Annotated in this window: 14 protein-coding genes; 5 read left to right on the top strand and 9 right to left on the bottom strand. The window is 66.7% G+C overall.

The genetic code is table 11. The features are described from left to right. Nucleotides 1-65: 65 nt before the first annotated feature. The 5 genes from IB275_RS22085 to speB form a co-directional block, all read right to left on the bottom strand. Entirely contained in the window at nucleotides 66-1,667 is a 1,602-nt protein-coding gene (locus tag IB275_RS22085; protein ID WP_192291154.1) for a 5-guanidino-2-oxopentanoate decarboxylase, read from the bottom strand. A gap of 90 nt (nucleotides 1,668-1,757) precedes the next feature. Then, the gene (locus tag IB275_RS22080) at nucleotides 1,758-3,137 is read right to left on the bottom strand and encodes a sodium:solute symporter family protein (RefSeq protein WP_151187895.1); all 1,380 of its coding nucleotides are present in this window, start codon (nucleotides 3,135-3,137) and stop codon (nucleotides 1,758-1,760) included. 132 nt (nucleotides 3,138-3,269) lie between these two features. Then, entirely contained in the window at nucleotides 3,270-4,784 is a 1,515-nt protein-coding gene (locus IB275_RS22075; protein ID WP_192291152.1) for a purine-cytosine permease family protein, read from the bottom strand. Between the two features lie 25 nt (nucleotides 4,785-4,809). Beyond that, the gene (locus IB275_RS22070; protein WP_192291150.1) at nucleotides 4,810-5,220 is read right to left on the bottom strand and encodes a YybH family protein; all 411 of its coding nucleotides are present in this window, start codon (nucleotides 5,218-5,220) and stop codon (nucleotides 4,810-4,812) included. Nucleotides 5,221-5,236: 16 nt separating this feature from the next. Next, nucleotides 5,237-6,196 carry an agmatinase gene (speB, locus tag IB275_RS22065; RefSeq protein ID WP_081520337.1) on the bottom strand — a complete coding sequence of 320 codons (960 nt, stop codon included), beginning with the start codon at nucleotides 6,194-6,196 and terminating at the stop codon, nucleotides 5,237-5,239. Between the two features lie 288 nt (nucleotides 6,197-6,484). Between speB and IB275_RS22060 the strand changes: the two genes are divergently transcribed. Both IB275_RS22060 and IB275_RS22055 read left to right on the top strand, forming a co-directional pair. Continuing rightward, a complete protein-coding gene (locus IB275_RS22060; RefSeq protein WP_024765259.1) occupies nucleotides 6,485-7,381 on the top strand; it encodes a LysR family transcriptional regulator in 897 nt (298 codons plus the stop codon). Then, complete coding sequence (locus IB275_RS22055; protein ID WP_192291148.1) at nucleotides 7,378-7,974, top strand: tRNA-uridine aminocarboxypropyltransferase; 597 nt, start codon at nucleotides 7,378-7,380, stop codon at nucleotides 7,972-7,974. Before IB275_RS22060 ends, IB275_RS22055 begins: the two co-directional genes overlap by 4 nt. Nucleotides 7,975-8,079: 105 nt before the next feature. Here the strand turns inward: IB275_RS22055 and IB275_RS22050 are convergent, their stop codons facing one another. Continuing rightward, nucleotides 8,080-8,403, bottom strand: a complete 324-nt coding sequence (locus tag IB275_RS22050) for a hypothetical protein (protein WP_192291146.1) — start codon at nucleotides 8,401-8,403, stop codon at nucleotides 8,080-8,082. A gap of 264 nt (nucleotides 8,404-8,667) precedes the next feature. On the opposite strand from IB275_RS22050, the gene IB275_RS22045 reads away from it, so the two are divergent. Both IB275_RS22045 and IB275_RS22040 read left to right on the top strand, forming a co-directional pair. Next, nucleotides 8,668-10,278, top strand: coding sequence for an ATP-binding cassette domain-containing protein (locus IB275_RS22045; RefSeq protein WP_192291144.1), 1,611 nt, complete (start codon nucleotides 8,668-8,670; stop codon nucleotides 10,276-10,278). A gap of 178 nt (nucleotides 10,279-10,456) precedes the next feature. Continuing rightward, the gene (locus IB275_RS22040) at nucleotides 10,457-10,900 is read left to right on the top strand and encodes an acetyltransferase (RefSeq protein ID WP_192291142.1); all 444 of its coding nucleotides are present in this window, start codon (nucleotides 10,457-10,459) and stop codon (nucleotides 10,898-10,900) included. Between the two features lie 164 nt (nucleotides 10,901-11,064). Here the strand turns inward: IB275_RS22040 and IB275_RS22035 are convergent, their stop codons facing one another. Then, a complete protein-coding gene (locus IB275_RS22035; RefSeq protein WP_192291140.1) occupies nucleotides 11,065-11,412 on the bottom strand; it encodes an antibiotic biosynthesis monooxygenase in 348 nt (115 codons plus the stop codon). Nucleotides 11,413-11,486: 74 nt separating this feature from the next. Between IB275_RS22035 and soxR the strand changes: the two genes are divergently transcribed. Further along, complete coding sequence (gene soxR / locus IB275_RS22030; protein WP_192291138.1) at nucleotides 11,487-11,951, top strand: redox-sensitive transcriptional activator SoxR; 465 nt, start codon at nucleotides 11,487-11,489, stop codon at nucleotides 11,949-11,951. 94 nt (nucleotides 11,952-12,045) lie between these two features. On the opposite strand, the gene IB275_RS22025 is transcribed toward soxR, so the two are convergent. Together IB275_RS22025 and IB275_RS22020 are read right to left on the bottom strand one after the other, a co-directional pair. Then, entirely contained in the window at nucleotides 12,046-13,398 is a 1,353-nt protein-coding gene (locus IB275_RS22025; protein WP_192291136.1) for an HlyD family type I secretion periplasmic adaptor subunit, read from the bottom strand. Nucleotides 13,399-13,403: 5 nt separating this feature from the next. Further along, complete coding sequence (locus IB275_RS22020; protein WP_081519193.1) at nucleotides 13,404-15,566, bottom strand: type I secretion system permease/ATPase; 2,163 nt, start codon at nucleotides 15,564-15,566, stop codon at nucleotides 13,404-13,406. Nucleotides 15,567-15,653: the final 87 nt, after the last annotated feature.

Raw genomic sequence — 15,653 nt, 5'->3', positions numbered from 1 at the left:
ATGGCCGTGGTGCGAGGGCCGATGGCGGATAACGCTGGCGCGTTATGCGCCCTACGGGACCTGGGTTACGGCGCGAAGGGCGCCGCTTCCATCACTTCCACGATCAGCGGGCGATCGCTCGGTGCGGTACGCAGCAGCTCCTGCAGGTGGTCGTGGTCGCGGGCGCGCTCGGCGGCGCAGCCGAAGCCGCGGGCGATGGCGAGGAAGTCCGGGGTGTAGATGTCCACGCCCAGCGGGGTGATGTCGCGGCGTTCCATGTAGCGCTTGATCTCGCCGTAACCGTGGTTGTTCCACAGCAGCACGACGATGCCCACCTTGGCTTCCACGGCGCTGGCCAGTTCGGTCATGGTGAACTGCAGGCCACCGTCGCCCATCAGGCTGATCACCGGGCGACCCGGCTCACCGAGCTTGGCGCCAATGGCGGCCGGCAGGCCGTAGCCCAGGGTGCCGTAGCCGGTGGAGGCGTTGAACCAGCGACGACCGCCGTCCAGTTCCACCAGGTGGTTGCCGCTGTAGACGGTCTGGGTCGAGTCGCCGACGAAGCGCGCGTCGGGTAGCACTTCGAGGATCTTGTCGAACAGGGTGCGGTAGTGTGCCCAACCGCTGAAGTCCTCGGCCAGTTGCGCGCGCACCTTGGCCGCGCGCTGGGCGCCGGGGCTGGTGACGTCGGCCTCGCGGACTGGCAGCAGTTCCAGCAGGGCGCGCATGGCGGTGCGGGCGTCGGCCTGGATGGCGATGGTCGGCGCGAAGTTGCGCATCAGCTGCTGCGGGTCGATGTCGATGCGGATCAGCTCGCCGCCGATCTTGAAGTTGCCGTCGAACACCACGTCGTAGTCGGTCTCGCCCAGCTCGGTGCCGATGGCCAGCACCACGTCAGCCTCCAGCGCCAGTTCACGGACCGGGATCAGCGACTGGTTGCTGCCGATCAGCAGCGGGTGGCTCGGCTGCAGCAGGCCCTTGGCGTTGATGGTCTGCGCGGTCGGCGCATCGAGGGCAATGGCCAGCGCGCGGGCTTCGGCCTGGGCGGCTACGCAGCCACCACCGAGCAGCAGCAGCGGCTTCTGTGCCTTGGCCAGCTTGGCGGCGGCCTCGTGCAGCGGCGAGCGGGCCGGGGCCGGGCGGGCCAGCTGCACGCGCGGCAGCACCTGCATGTGGTCGGCCGGGGCGGTGATGATGTCCAGCGGCAGTTCGATGTGTACCGGGCGCGGGCGCTCACTGTCGAACACGGCGAAGGCGCGGGCCAGTACGGCGGGCAGCTCGTCGACGCTCATCAGGGTGTGGCTGAAGGCGCTGACGCCGGCGACCATGGCGCGCTGGTTCGGCAGTTCGTGCAGGTAGCCATTGCCGTGGGCGAGGCGCGAGCGCTCGTTGACGCTGGAGATCACCAGCATGGGGATGGAGTCGGCGTAGGCCTGGCCCATGGCGGTGAGGATGTTGGTCATGCCCGGGCCGGTGATGATGAAGCAGGTGCCCGGCTTGCCGGTGACGCGCGCGTAGCCGTCGGCCATGAAGCCGGCGCCCTGTTCGTGGCGCGGGGTGATGTGGCGGATGTCGCTGTGGGGCAGGCCGCGGTACAGCTCGACGGTGTGTACGCCGGGGATGCCGAAGACGGTATCGACGCCCCAGGCTTCGAGTTGCTTGACGAGGAATTCGCCGCAGGTGGTCATGGCAGTTCCTTACTATTCGTGGGTGAGGTCATCATGCAAAAGGGCGCGGAGATCAGCTCGCCGCGCCCTCTTGCCTAGCGCAAGTGCTTATCAGGCCGCGTCGGCTACCGGCGCCGGGCGGGGCGACAGCAGGCTGACGACGATGAAGCTGACCAGGCCGATGGCCAGGCTGTAGTAGATCGGGGTATTGGCGTCGAGGCCATCCTTGAACATGAACACCAGGGCGGTGATGAAGCCCAGGGCCATGCTGGTGATGGCGCCGGCGGTGGTGGCGCGCTTCCAGTAGATGGCGCCGATCAGCGGGATCAGCATGCCGCCCACCAGCAGGTTGTACGCCAGGGTCAGAGCGTTGAGCACGTCGTTCACCACCAGGGCGATGCCCAGTACCACGATACCGGTGAGCAGGGTGCAGATGCGGTTCAGGCTCAGGCGGGTGGAACGCTGGCCGGTGAAGATCGGCAGCAGGTCTTCGGTGATGGTGGTGGAGGCGGCGAGCAGGCCGGCGCTGGCGGTGGACATCATCGCGGCCAGGGCTGCGGCGATCACCAGGCCGCGGATACCGTCCGGCAGGGCGGCGCTGACGATGGCGGCGAAGGCGTTGTTGACGTTGTCCAGGTCAGGCAGCAGGACCTTGGCGCACATGCCGATCAGCGCGCCGACCAGGCCGTAGATCACGCAGTACACGCCAGCGGCGGTGCCGGCGTACTTGGTGACCTTGTCGTCGCGGGCGGTGAACACGCGCTGCCAGATGTCCTGGCCGATCAGGATGCCGAAGAAGTAGATCAGGAAGTAGGTGATGATCGTGTCGTAGCCGATGGTGTGGAAGCTGAAGGCGGTCGCCGGCAGCTTGGCGACCAGCTCGTCCCAACCGCCCACGCGGTACAGGCAGATCGGCAGCAGGATGAACATCAGGCCGACGGTCTTGATGATGAACTGCACGATGTCGGTCAGGGTCAGCGACCACATGCCGCCGATGGTGGAGTAGATCACCACGACGCCACCGCCGAGCAGCACGGACACCCAGAACGGCAGGCCGAACAGGACCTGCATCACGGTGCCGATGGCCAGGGTGGAGACCACGCCGATCATCAGTGCGTAGGCGAACATGATCACCGCTGACGCCTGGCGAGCCATCGGGTTGTAGCGACGCTCCAGGACCTGGGTGACGGTGAAGATGCGCAGCTTGAGCAGCGGCTTGGCGAGGAACAGGTTCAGCGCGATGATGCCGGCGCCCAGGGCGGCGCACAGCCAGAAGCCGGAGATGCCATGGACGTAGCCCAGGCGCACGGTGCCCACGGTGGAGGCGCCGCCCAGCACGGTGGCGGCCATGGTGCCCATGTAGAACGACGGGCCGAGGTTGCGGCCGGCCACGAGGTAGTCTTCGTGGGTCTTGGCGCGGCGCATGCCGTACCAGCCCAGCCACAACATGCCAGCGGCATATATCAGTACGACGATCAGATCTAACGCCATGGTCGGCTCCTCACACTTGCATTGTCATTGTTGCCGCGCGCTTGTGGCGTGCGGTAGGGCATCGGACCGGCGGCAACCGGTCCGATGGGGGCTTTCAGGTAGAGCGTTTCGCGTCAGGCCACGAAGCCTGGATCAGGCAGACGTCTCGCTGATGCTGCGGACCGGGCGGTCATGGCTGCCGACCCAGCGCGGGCCCTTGGGGCCATAGACGCCAGCGGGTTCGGGGAAGGTGCGCAGCAGGGCGAGGTAGAGCAGGGCGGCCATGCCGAGGGTCACCGGCAGGCTGATGTCGATACCGCCGGCCAGGTTGCCCAGTGGGCCGACGAACTGGCCCGGCAGGTTGACGAAGCACAGGCCCATGGCCGCGCTCGGGATCCACGCACCCATGCCGCGCCAGTTCCAGCCGTTGTGGAACCAGTAGGCGCCGCCTTCCTGGCCACGGGTGAACACCTGCAGGTCATCGGCGTGGTAGAAGCCACGGCGGATCACCAGGCCGAGGATCATGATCACCATCCAGGGGCTGGTGCAGGTGATGATCAGCACGGCGAAGGTGGACACGCTCTGCACCAGGTTCGCGGCGAAGCGACCGATGAAGATGAAGGCGATGGACAGCAGGCCGATCAGCAGGGTGGCCTGCACACGGTTGAGCAGGCGCGGGAACACGCTGGACATGTCCAGGCCGGTGCCATACAGCGAGGTGGTGCCGGTGGACATGCCGCCGATCACCGCGATCAGGCACACCGGCAGGAAGAACCAGCTCGGCGATACGGCCAGCAGGCCGCCGACGTAGTTGTTCTGGGCGATGTAGTCCGGGGCGTTGACCGCAACGATGGTGGCGGTGGCCAGGCCGAACAGGAACGGGATCAGGGTCGCCAGCTGGGCGCAGATCACCGCCAGCATGATGCGCTTCTGCGAGGTCTGGCGCGGGATGTAGCGCGCCCAGTCACCGAGGAAGGCGCCGAAGGACACCGGGTTGCTCATGGCCAGCAGGGCGGCGCCGATGAAGGCAGCCCAGAAACCTTCGCTGCCCATCTGCACGGTGCCGGCGTAGCCAGCGTCGAAGGGGCCTGCGAAGGCGAACAGGCCGAGCAGGAACAGCAGGCTCGCGGCCCACACGGCGATCTTGTTGACCATCAGCATGAAGCGGAAGCCGTAGATGCAGACGATCAGCACCAGCACGGCGAACAGGCCGTAGGCCAGGCCCAGGGTCAGGTCGGTTTCCGGCAGGTCGAACAGGCGCTTGGCGCCGCCGATCAGCGCATCGCCCGAGCTCCACACGGAGAGCGAGAAGAAGGCGACGGCGGTGAGCAGCGACAGGAACGAGCCGACGATCCGCCCGTGCACGCCGAAGTGGGCACCCGAGGAGACCGCGTTGTTGGTGCCGTTGAGCGGGCCGAACAGGCCCATGGGCGCGAGGATGAGCGAACCGACCAGCACGCCGAGGACGATGGCCCAGACGCCGGCCTGGAAGGACAGCCCGAAGAGCACCGGGAAGCTGCCGAGCACGGCGGTGGCGAAGGTGTTGGCGCCACCGAAGATCATGCGGAACAGGTCGGTGGGCGCGGCGTTGCGTTCGCTATCGGGGATCTGTTCGACCCCGAATGTCTCGATCGTTGTGATTGCGTGTGCGTTGTTCTTGTTATCCATGACTTCCTCCCGGGGAGCCCTGTCTTTATGGCGTCGGCGACGGTGACAGGTGCTCGTGTGTGGCCAGCCAGCGGCCCTGTTTCGGATCACGGCGGAAGACGATGGTCTCCCGTTCGTGGTTCAGGCTTTCCTCTCCCTGGATGCGCAGCCGCGTGGTGACGTCGTGGCAGAACACGGCCACGTCTTCGCCCTGCAGGCTCACAAAGGTGTTGCTCGAAAGGCAGTCAAGGACCTCGAAACCATCGTCACGCAGCCAGCTTTCCCACACCTCGCGGTAAGCCGCGCGCGAAAGCAGCGGCTGCGGCCAGGTGTGGAAGATGAAACTGGCGTCTTCGCTGAAGGCGGCGAAGTAGGCTTCGGTGTCGGTGCGCGCGAAGGCTGCCACGAGAACGCGGGCAGCCTCCAGCACCTGTGCTACGCAGGCGTCATTATTCATTGGTGTGCTCGTGCGCTCAGCGGCGCTCTACGCCCGGGAGGATGCAGAGCATTTCGTACAGCAGGTTGGCGCCGAGCAACGAGGTGTTGCCGGTGGTGTCGTAGGGCGGGGAGACCTCGACCAGGTCGCAGCCGATGATGTCCAGGCCCTGGCAGCCACGGACGATCTCGATCGCCTGAATGGTGGTCAGGCCGCCGATTTCCGGGGTGCCGGTACCGGGCGCCCAGGCCGGGTCGATGCCGTCGATGTCGAAGGACAGGTAAACCGGGCCGCCGCCGACTTTCTCGCGGACTTCGGCCATCAGCGGTTCCAGCGACTTGTGCCAGCACTCTTCGGCCTGCACCACGCGGAAGCCCTGCTTGCGGCTCCAGTTGAAGTCTTCGGCGGTGTAGCCCTGCGCACGCAGGCCGATCTGCACCACGCGGTCGCAGTCCAGCAGGCCTTCTTCCACGGCGCGGCGGAAGGTGGTGCCGTGGGCGATCTTCTCGCCGAACATGTGGTCGTTCACATCGGCGTGGGCGTCGATGTGGACCAGGCCGACCTTGCCGTGCTTCTTGTGGATGGCACGCAGGATCGGCAGGGTGATGGTGTGGTCGCCGCCCAGGGTCAGCGGGAGGATGCCGTGGTCGAGGATCTTGTCGTAGGACTCCTCGATGATGCGCACCGCTTCCATCAGGTTGAAGGTGTTGATCGCCACGTCGCCGATGTCGGCGATGTTCAGCGAGTCGAACGGCGCGGCGCCAGTGGCCATGTTGTACGGCCGGATCATCACCGACTCGGCGCGGATTTCGCGCGGCCCGAAACGAGTGCCGGAGCGCAGGGAGGTGCCGATGTCCAGGGGCACGCCGACGAAGGCGGCGTCCAGCTCGTTGAGCTCTTCGGGGGACTGGATATGCGGCAGGCGCATCATGGTGGCGATGCCGCCGAAACGCGGCATTTCGTTACCGCCCAGGGGCTGGTGAAGTTTCTTGTCCATGGGGAGGGCCTCAGGCTGATCGCTGTCTTCGTGGAAACAGGCTTGTTGAATACTGAGATCGGATTCTCATCAGACTGGGTAGTGGAAAAAATCGCTGGCTACAAATAATCACTTCAGAGTTTTCTAAACTAATGGCGGTCGCTAGACTGCGCCACCTGGCCGCAGCAGACGGCTCGCCGGGCTTGTGGTCTGCGGTTCCTGAATAGATAGCTGGCTTGCTATCATCCGTTTTTCAGGTACAGAAAGTACTGAACTAGAGCGGCCTGGCCGCGGTTTTGCGGAGTCTTCATGAGCGCGAGCGCACTGCCCGACGTCAAACTGCTGCGGATTTTCGCCTGCGTGGTGCGCAGCCAGGGCTTCGCCGCCGCCCAGCAGGAGCTGAACCTGTCGACCTCGGCAATCAGTACCTACATGAGCCAGTTGGAGAACCAACTGGGCATCGTGCTCTGCCACCGCGGCCGGGGCGGCTTCGGGCTGACCAGCAAGGGCGAGCTGTTCCACCAGGAAACCCTGCGCATCCTCGGCGAACTGGAAGGCTTCGAACGCTACGCGGCGACCCTCAAGGGCGAGCTGCGCGGCACCCTGAACCTCGGCGTGCTGGACTCCACCGTGAGCGATCCGGCGCTGCCGCTGGCCGACGTGATCGGCTCCTTCAGCAGCCTGCACCCGGCGGTGCACCTGCATCTGCAGGTACAGAGCCCGTACGAGCTGCAACTGGCGGTGCTGGATAACCGTCTTGACCTGGCCATCGGCTCTTTCTTCAGCCGGATGAACGGCCTGGTCTACCAGCCTCTTTATAGAGAGCAGCACTGGCTGTACTGCAGCGACCGCCACCCGCTGTTCGACGGCCGGCGCATCCCCGCCGAGCTGATCACCCAGCAGCGCATGGTCGGCCGTGGCTACTGGAGCCAGGCGGAACTGGCGCGGCACGGCTTCAAGCACAGCGCCGGCACCGTGGAGAGTATGGAAGCGCAGCTGATCCTGATCCTCTCCGGCGGCTACATCGGCTACCTGCCCGAGCACTACGCGCACCCCTGGGTAGAGCAGGGCCGCCTGCGTGCGCTGCTGCCGGCGACCTTCGGCTACCAGGCGCCGTTCTCGCTGATCCTTCGCCGTGGCCGGTCCCGCGAGCCGCTGATCCAGAACTTCCGCGACCTGCTGCGCACCCAGCCGAGTCAGTCATGAGCCGCGCCCGCTGCCCGCGCTGCGAGCGTCCGCTGAACCATTGCCTGTGCGCGCTGATCCCGCATCTGAACAACCGCACCCGCGTGCTCCTGCTGCAGCACCCGAGCGAGGTCGGGCATGCGCTGAATACCGCACGCCTGGCGGCGCTTGGCCTGGTCAATGCAGAACTGCTGGTCGGCGAGGATTTCAGTGGCCTCGACCTGTCCGCCTGGGATGCCTGCCTGCTGTTCCCCGGTGAATCCGCCGTGGCGCTGGCCGAGCTGGCCGCGCAGCCTGTGGATAAACCACGCCTGCTGGTGGTGCCCGACGGCACCTGGCGCAAGGCGCGCAAGCTGCTGCACCTCAACCCGAACCTCGCGGCGCTGCCGCGAGTCGTGCTGCCGGAAGGGCTGACCTCGCGCTACCGCCTGCGCAAGGCGCCGGCCGAGGGTGCGCTGTCGACCATCGAGGCGGTAGTCCATGCGCTCGATGCGCTGGATGCGCCGCAGTCCCACGCCGACCTGCTGCGTCCGTTCGATGCACTGATCGAAGGGCAGATTGCGGCGATGGGGGAGGAAACCTTCTTGCGCAACCACGGGCCGCGTAGCTCATAGCGCGATCCGCTGGCCGGGCCGGTGGATGCCCTGCGGTCCGCGCGCGGAATCGATGGGTATCGCTGCGCTCCACACCATCCTACGTCGTGATTGTCCTGTGAATATCTATGCTTGCGGGGACAAGGTGCGGTAGCGCTCCACCAGCAGGGGAATGGCGCGCTCGCGCCAGAAAGTGCAGCTGACCATCCCGCTGGACATGCCACCGTGGGCATGGCGCGGCAGGTGCACGTGGCTGGGATGATGCAGGCCGGTGCCGGCCAGTTGCTCGAAAAGCCGCGTGAGCAGCTGCGTCAGCTCCGTCTCGCTGGCGGGCCAGGGTGTGGCGGCGAGGTGCTCGGCCATTTCCCGCCACAGGTACGGGTCGCCGCGCAGGCCCCACTGGATGGGTTCTTCGTGGAAGAGGTCGGCCACTGAGGTGAGACGGGACATGGGGGACTTCCTTGTGGAGTGTTCCTGAGGCCGCGTGGGCGGGGAGTGCAGTGTCACCGCTCTCGAGGGAGTCTGGAAAGGTCGTCCGCGCATCGATTTCTGCCCGACGGGCATCCCCGTGCCAGCACCGCCGTTATACTGCGCCCCTCATTCCCCTTCGCGAGGTGTTCGTCCGATGCGCAATTGATGCCGCCGTGGTTTCACGGCCCGCTTCCTTCCCTGGCCCGTTCCCGGGGGATTTCCGGCATCAATCTGGTAGTGCGCATGACGAGCCCGTTCACCCTGGCGCTGCAAGGCGTCTCATTCCAATTGCCCAGCGGCGAGCCGCTGCTGAGCGACCTCAATGAAACTTTCGACGAGCGCCGCACCGCGCTGGTCGGGCGCAATGGCGTGGGCAAGTCCGTGCTGGCGCGGATCATGGCCGGCGAGCTGCCTGCCAGCGCTGGCCGCTGCCAGGCGTTCGGGCCGGTGCATTACCTGCCGCAGCGTATCGAGCCGCAGGCGTTCCGCAGCGTTGCCGAGCTGGCCGGTGTGCAACCCCTGCTGGATGCGCTGACGCGAGTCGAGGCCGGTGGACTCGATCCCGCGGACTTCGAACGCCTCGACGGCCACTGGGATGTCCGCGCGCGCCTGGAGGCCGAGCTGGCTGCTGCCGGGCTCGCCCATCTGCTGCCGGACACGCCCGCCTCGCGTCTCAGCGGCGGCGAATGCACGCGGGTGGCGCTGCTTGGCGCGTGGCTCAGCGGGGCGGACTGGTTGATCCTCGATGAGCCGAGCAATCACCTTGACCGCGCCGGCCGCGAGGCCCTGCGTGAGCAGCTGCAACGCTGGCGCGGCGGCCTGATCCTGATCAGCCATGACCCTCTGCTGCTGGACGACATGCAGCGCATCGTCGAGTTGTCGCCCTCGGGCCTGCGCAGTTATTCCGGCGGCCATGCCTTCTACCGCGAGGTATGCCAGCAGGAGCAGGACAGCGCCCAGCGCGAGTTGCAGCGGCGCAAGCTGGAGCGCGATCGCCAGCACCACGCCATGCAGGAACAGCGCGAGCGCCAGGAACACCGGCAGGCGACGGGGCGCAAGGAGGCGAAGCAAGCCAACCAGGCGAAGATCCTCGTCGACCGGCAGAAGGAGCGCAGCCAGACCAGCATTGCGCGTCTGGCCACACAGCAGGAAGAGCGTCGGGAGCGGCTGGCGCGGGACGTTCACGAGGCTTTCGGGCAGTTGCGCGAAGACGCCATGGTGGTCCTGAACGCACCGGACTGCGAGCTGCCCGAGTCCCGCGGCGTGTTGCTGCTGGAGGCGCTGCGCCTGCCGTTCGGCAATGCCGCGCCGCTGGACTTGCAGTTGAGCGGCCCACGCCGCCTGGCAGTCAGCGGGCGCAACGGCAGCGGCAAGTCGACCCTGCTCAAGGTCATCGCGGGCGTGCTCGACCCTGTGGCGGGCTCGTGCGAAGTGCGGGTGCGCAGTGCCTATCTGGATCAGCACCTGGCCGCGCTCTCGCCCGAGCGCTCGGTACTGGAACTGCTGCAGGAGCGCAGTCGCGTGGCGGACCCTTCGGTGTTGCGCGCCCGGCTGGCGCAACTGGGATTGCCGGCGGCACGGGTCGAGCTGCCCAGTGACCTGCTCAGCGGCGGTGAGCGGCTGAAGGCGGCGCTGGCCTGCGAGCTCTATGCCGAGCATCCAGCGCAGCTGCTGCTCCTGGATGAGCCGGACAACCACCTCGACCTGCCATCGCGCGAAGCGCTGGAAAACCTGCTGCGGCAATACCGCGGCGCGCTGCTGGTGGTGTCCCACGACGAGGCATTGCTTGCCCGGCTGGAGCTGGAGGCGCGGCTGGAATGTGCGGAGGACGGTTGGCGCTGGTTGGTCGGCTGAAGCTTTACCGGCCGGGAAGAGCTGGGTAGGATCGACCTCCCTCTCTTTCCGGCTGCCTCTGCCGTGTTCCGCCCAGGCGTTGATTCGCGAAGCGGGCATTCATGCTGCCGACGCTCCAACGGCCGTCACCTTGCGTGGCGCGCTATCCCTTTGTGATCTGCTGAATCAGGATGCATTCATGCTCATTCGCCAACGCATCGCTGCGGATAATCCGCGGCTGCTCGATATCTGGCTGGGCGCCGTGCGCGCGACCCACCACTTCCTCCAGGCGTCGGACATCGACGCACTGCTGCCCCAGGTCCGTGACCTCTACCTGCCCGCCGTCGAGGTCTGGGTGGCGGTGGACGACGATGACCGTCCGCTGGGTTTCATCGGGCTCAACGACAGCCATGTGGAAATGCTCTTCATCGACCCGGAACGGCGTGGCCAGGGCATCGGCCGCGCACTGCTCGATTTCACGCGCGAAAAGCGCGGCACGCTGAGTGTCGACGTCAACGAGCAGAACCCGCAGGCGGTGGGGTTCTATCTGCATTACGGCTTTGTCCAGACCGGGCGTTCGCCGCTTGATGGCGAAGGCCGGCCCTTCCCGTTGCTGCATATGAGTCTGCCTGCCGGGGCGTAAACGACCCGCTTTTGTAGGATGGCGTGGAGCGAAGCGATACCCATCACAAGGCTGTCAAGCAAAGCTGATGGGTATCGCAAGCTCCACCCGTCCTACTGCCTGCTTCCTGGCTGCCTGGAAAGAGACTCGCTATGTCGCCGTACAGCCTCAGACGGTTGCGCGGCTTACGCCGTCTCGCCGCTGCCGAAGCGAATGCTCCGCGCGCCGAGCTTGAGCAGGCTGTCGGCGAACAGGTCGCTGGCGGTCTGGCGGCAATCCCAGGCGGCTTCCCAGTCTTCCTGGCGGCGCCAGTGCAGGCGGCCGACCAGGCGCTGCGGTTCGCCTTCGGCGTGCAGCTCGCTGGCGAGGTAGCCCGTGCGTAGATAGAACAGTTCCTGCAGGTGCGACAGGTAATCGCCCAGGCGCGCGGCGATGTGCGGGCGTTGCTGCGGCGTTACGTCGATCTCGATCTGCAGGATGAAGTGCGGATTGTCCACGCAGGCATGGGCGGTGATCGGGGCGGGTTGCGTCATGTTCCTGGGCTCCCTGGCTTGAACCGAATGCCTGGCGAGGGTAAAACCTCAACTTAAGTTGAGGTCAATAGCCCATGAAAAATACTTCTTCCTGCTCCAAGCACCGCGAGCTGAGTGTCGGCGAGCTGGCCAAACGCGCCGGCGTGGCGGTTTCCGCGCTGCACTTCTACGAGGCCAGGGGCCTGATCAGCAGTTCGCGCAATGCCGGCAACCAGCGCCGCTATTCACGTGACACGCTGCGCCGGGTGGCGGTGATCAAGGTCGCGCAACGGGTGGGCATTCCCCTGGGCGAGATCGCCGAGGCGCTGGGCTCGCTGCCGACCGGGCACAACCCGACGGCAGCGGACTGGGCGCGATTGTCGGCACGCTGGCGGGAGGACCTGAACGAGCGGATCGAGAAGTTGCTGCTGCTGCGCGATCAGCTCGACGGCTGCATCGGCTGCGGCTGCCTGTCGATGGAGGCCTGCCCGCTGCGCAATCCGGGGGACCGCTTGGCGGAGGAGGGGCCGGGGGCGCATTGGCGGGGGGAGGTAGAGTGAGTGTGCAGGGGGCTCAAGAGCTGAGGAGCCCCTCTCCCTTCAGGGAGAGGGTTAGGGGGAAGGGAAAACCGCGTGCCGAAGCTGAACGAAGTACTTACCGCTCCCGCAAAGCCTCCCACCGCGCCTTGAGCACTGGCTTCAAGATGTAGTCCAGCACGCTCTTCTCGCCGGTGATGATATCCACGGTCGCCACCATGCCGGGGATGATCAGCAGGGGCTTGGCATCGGTGCCCAGGTGGTTCTTGTCGGTGCGCACCTGGATCATGTAGAAGCTGTTGCCCTTGTCGTCGGTGATAGTGTCGGCGCTGATCACTTCCAGCTTGGCCTTGAGCCCGCCGTAGATGGTGTAGTCGTAGGCGGTGAACTTCACCGTGGCCGGCTGGCCGGGGTGGAGGAAGGCGATGTCCTGCGGGCGCACCCGTGCTTCCACCAGCAGGTTGTCCTCCAGCGGGACGATTTCCACCATGTCGTTGCCCGGCTGCACCACGCCGCCGATGGTGTTGACCTTGAGCTGCTTGACGATGCCGCGCAGGGGCGCGACCACCAGGGTGCGGTTGACCTTGTCATCGATGGCACGGCTGGTGGCGGTGAGCTTGTTGAGGTCGGTGCGGACGTCGTTGAGTTCCTTCAGCGCGTCGCTGCGAAAGCCCAGTTTCGACTCTTCCACCTTGCGCTGGATCTCGTTCACCGCCGCCTCGGCTCGGGGGATGGCGAGGTTGGTGGCGTTGAGGTCACCATTGATTTCCACCGCGCTGCGGCGCAGGCGCAGCAGTTCCACCGGGGAGACCGCGCCGGCCTTCACCAGCGGCTCGGACATGTTGATCTCCTGCTGTACCAGCCCGAGGCTCGAGCGGTACTGCTGGACCTTGGCGCGGAACTCCTGCAGCTCCTGGCCCTTCTGCCGCAGCTGTTCCTGGAGGATGTTCAGCTCGCTGTTCTGCCGTTGCATGCGGGTCTGGTAGAGCGCCAGCTGGTCCTCCACCACCTGCGGCGCGGCCTTCTTCAGGTCGTCGGTGAACACCGGCTCACGCCCTTCGGCTTCCGCGCTCAGGCGTTCGACACGGGCTTCGAGGGAGTTGCGGTCGGCCTCGGTCTCGCCCTTGTTGGAGGAGAATCGGGTGTCGTCCAGGCGCAGCAGCGGCTGTCCCTTGTTCACCACCTGGCCCTCGCGGACGAAGATTTCCGAGACGATGCCGCCCTCCAGGTTCTGGATGGTCTGCACCTTGGAGGAGGGAATGGCCTTGCCTTCGCCCTTGGTCACTTCCTCGATATCGGCGAAGTAGGCCCAGGTGATGGCCGCTACCAGCAGCCCGAGCGCCGCCCAGAGGGTGATGCGGGTGGCATTGGGCGAGTCTTCCAGCAAGGTGCCCTGGACTTCGGGCATGAATTCGGTGTCGCGGGCGCCGTTGCCGCCCAGGTAGCCGCGGATCGATTGCGAAAAGTGCATGGCCATTACCCCGCTGCCGGGCCGACATGGCCCTTGCGCAATGCTTCGATGACCGCGTCTTTCGGGCCGTCGGCGACGATGCGGCCGCTGTCGAGCACCAGCAGGCGGTCGACCAGGCTGAGCATCGAGGTGCGGTGGGTGACCAGCAGCAGGGTCTTGTCGCGGCAGGCCTCGTGCAGGCGCTTGCGCAGGATTTCCTCGCTGCTGTTGTCCATGGCGCTGGTGGGTTCGTCGAGCAGCAGGATCGGCGGGTCGAGCAGCATCGCGCGGGCCATCAGCACGGCCTGGCGCTGGCCGCCGGAGAGCAGCTGACCGCGTTCGCCCACCGGTCGGTCGAAGCCGGCCGGGTGTTGCCGGGCCAGTTCGCTGACACCGGTCAGTTCGGCCACTTCGAGCATCCGCGCATCGCTGACGTAGCGCGCGCCGAGGGTCAGGTTGTCGCGCAGGCTGCCGGCCAGCAGCGGCAGGTCATGGGCCACGTAGCCGATCTGCTGGCGCAGGTCGGAGACATCCAGCTGGCGCAGGTCCAGGCCGTCGAGCAGGATCTGCCCTTCGTCCGGGTGGTAGAAGCCCATCAGCAGACGGCCGAAGGTGCTCTTGCCCGAACCGCTCTTGCCGATGATGCCGATCTTCTCGCCGGGGGCCATGCGCAGGCTGACGTGGTTCAGCGCCGGGGTAGTCTGCTCCGGATAGCTGAAGCTCAGCTGGCGGACTTCCAGCGCGCCGTGCAGCTGGGTGCGCTCCAGCGGGCGCTGGCGGGCCTGGCGCTCCTGCGGCAGTTCCATCAGCGCGTCGGTGCTCTTCATTGTCAGGCGTGCCTGCTGGTAGCGGGTGATCAGCCCGGCGATCTGCCCCAGCGGGGCGAGCACGCGGCTGTTGAGCATGTAGCTGGCGACCAGTGCGCCGACGCTGAGGTTGCCGTCGAGGATGCTGTAGACCCCGGCGCAGATCATCGCCAGGCCGGCGAACTGCTGGAGGAACAGGGTGCCGTTGGTGGCCAGCGCGCTGAGGAAGCGCGCGTGGTTGTCCAGCCGCGCCAGGGCGCCGTGGGTGGATTCCCAGCGGTACTGGCGCTCGCTTTCTGCGCCGCAGGCCTTGAGGGTTTCCAGGCCGCCGAGGGTCTCGATCAGCAGGGCCTGGCGTTCGGCACCCAGGGTCAGGCTCTTCTGCACGGTGTCGCGCAGGCGGCTCTGGATGATCAGGGCGAACACGATGGTGATGGGGAAGGCCAGCAGCGGCACGGCCACCAGCCAGCCGCCCAGCAGGCCGATGACCAGGATCATCAGGAGCGAGAAGGGCAGGTCGATCAGGCTGGTCAGGGTCAGCGCGGTGAGGAATTCGCGCAGGCCCTGGAAGTCATGGATGCTCTGCGCGAAGCCGCCGACGGTCTCGGGCTTGGCCTTGAGCGACATGCCGGTGATGCGTTCGAACAGGGTGGCGGAGAGAACCACGTCGGTCTTCTTGCCGGCCATGTCCAGCAGGTTGGAGCGCAGCACCCGCAGCAGCAGTTCGAACAGCGTGCCGATCAGCAGGCCGGCGGCGAGCACCCAGAGGGTCGACAGCGCCTGGTTGGGCACCACGCGGTCGTAGGTCTGCATGACGAACAACGGCACCAGCATGCCCAGCAGGTTGATCAGCAGGCTGGCGACCAGGGCGTCCGTATAGAGCCAGCGCGACAGCCGCAGGGTGTCGCGGAACCAGGCTTCGACGCGCGGTACCAGCGGTTTGCGCGCCGCTTCCAGTTCGTGACGCGGGCGCGCGAAGAGGGCCTGGCCGCTGTACTGGGCGGCCAGCTCGTCGGCGCCGACGGCCTGTTCGCCGCCTTCGGTCTCGCAGGGCAGGATCAGCGCCTGGCCGTCTTCGCGCCACTGGCGCAGCACGGCGCTGCGGCCGTCGTTGAGCAGCAGCAGGACCGGCAGGTTCAGGTTGGAGATGCTGCGCAACTCGCGTCGCAGCAAGCGGCCCTGCAGGCCGGCACGGGCGGCGGCCCGCGGCAGCAGGGCGGCGGAGAGTCGCTGGTCGCGCAGCGGCAGGCCGGCGGACAGGCTGTTGCGGCTCACCGCGCAGCCATGCAGGCGGCAGAGGATCAGCAGTCCGTCGAGCAGGGGATCGTCATGGCTCAGGCGCGGATCGCCCGGTGCGGGTGTGCCGCGCTCCTGGATGATCATGGTCACGCTACTTCCTCCCGGGCCGGGACGACCCGCGCCAGCGGCACCCGGCGAACACTTGCAGGTGTTCGCCGGCTGTGGCCGGTC

Origin of the sequence: Pseudomonas sp. PDM21 (genome assembly GCF_014852505.2) — a bacterium.
Taxonomy (GTDB): Bacteria; Pseudomonadota; Gammaproteobacteria; order Pseudomonadales; family Pseudomonadaceae; genus Pseudomonas.
Note: the sequence above shows the minus strand (reverse complement) of the source record. Positions and strands in the feature narration are given on the sequence as shown.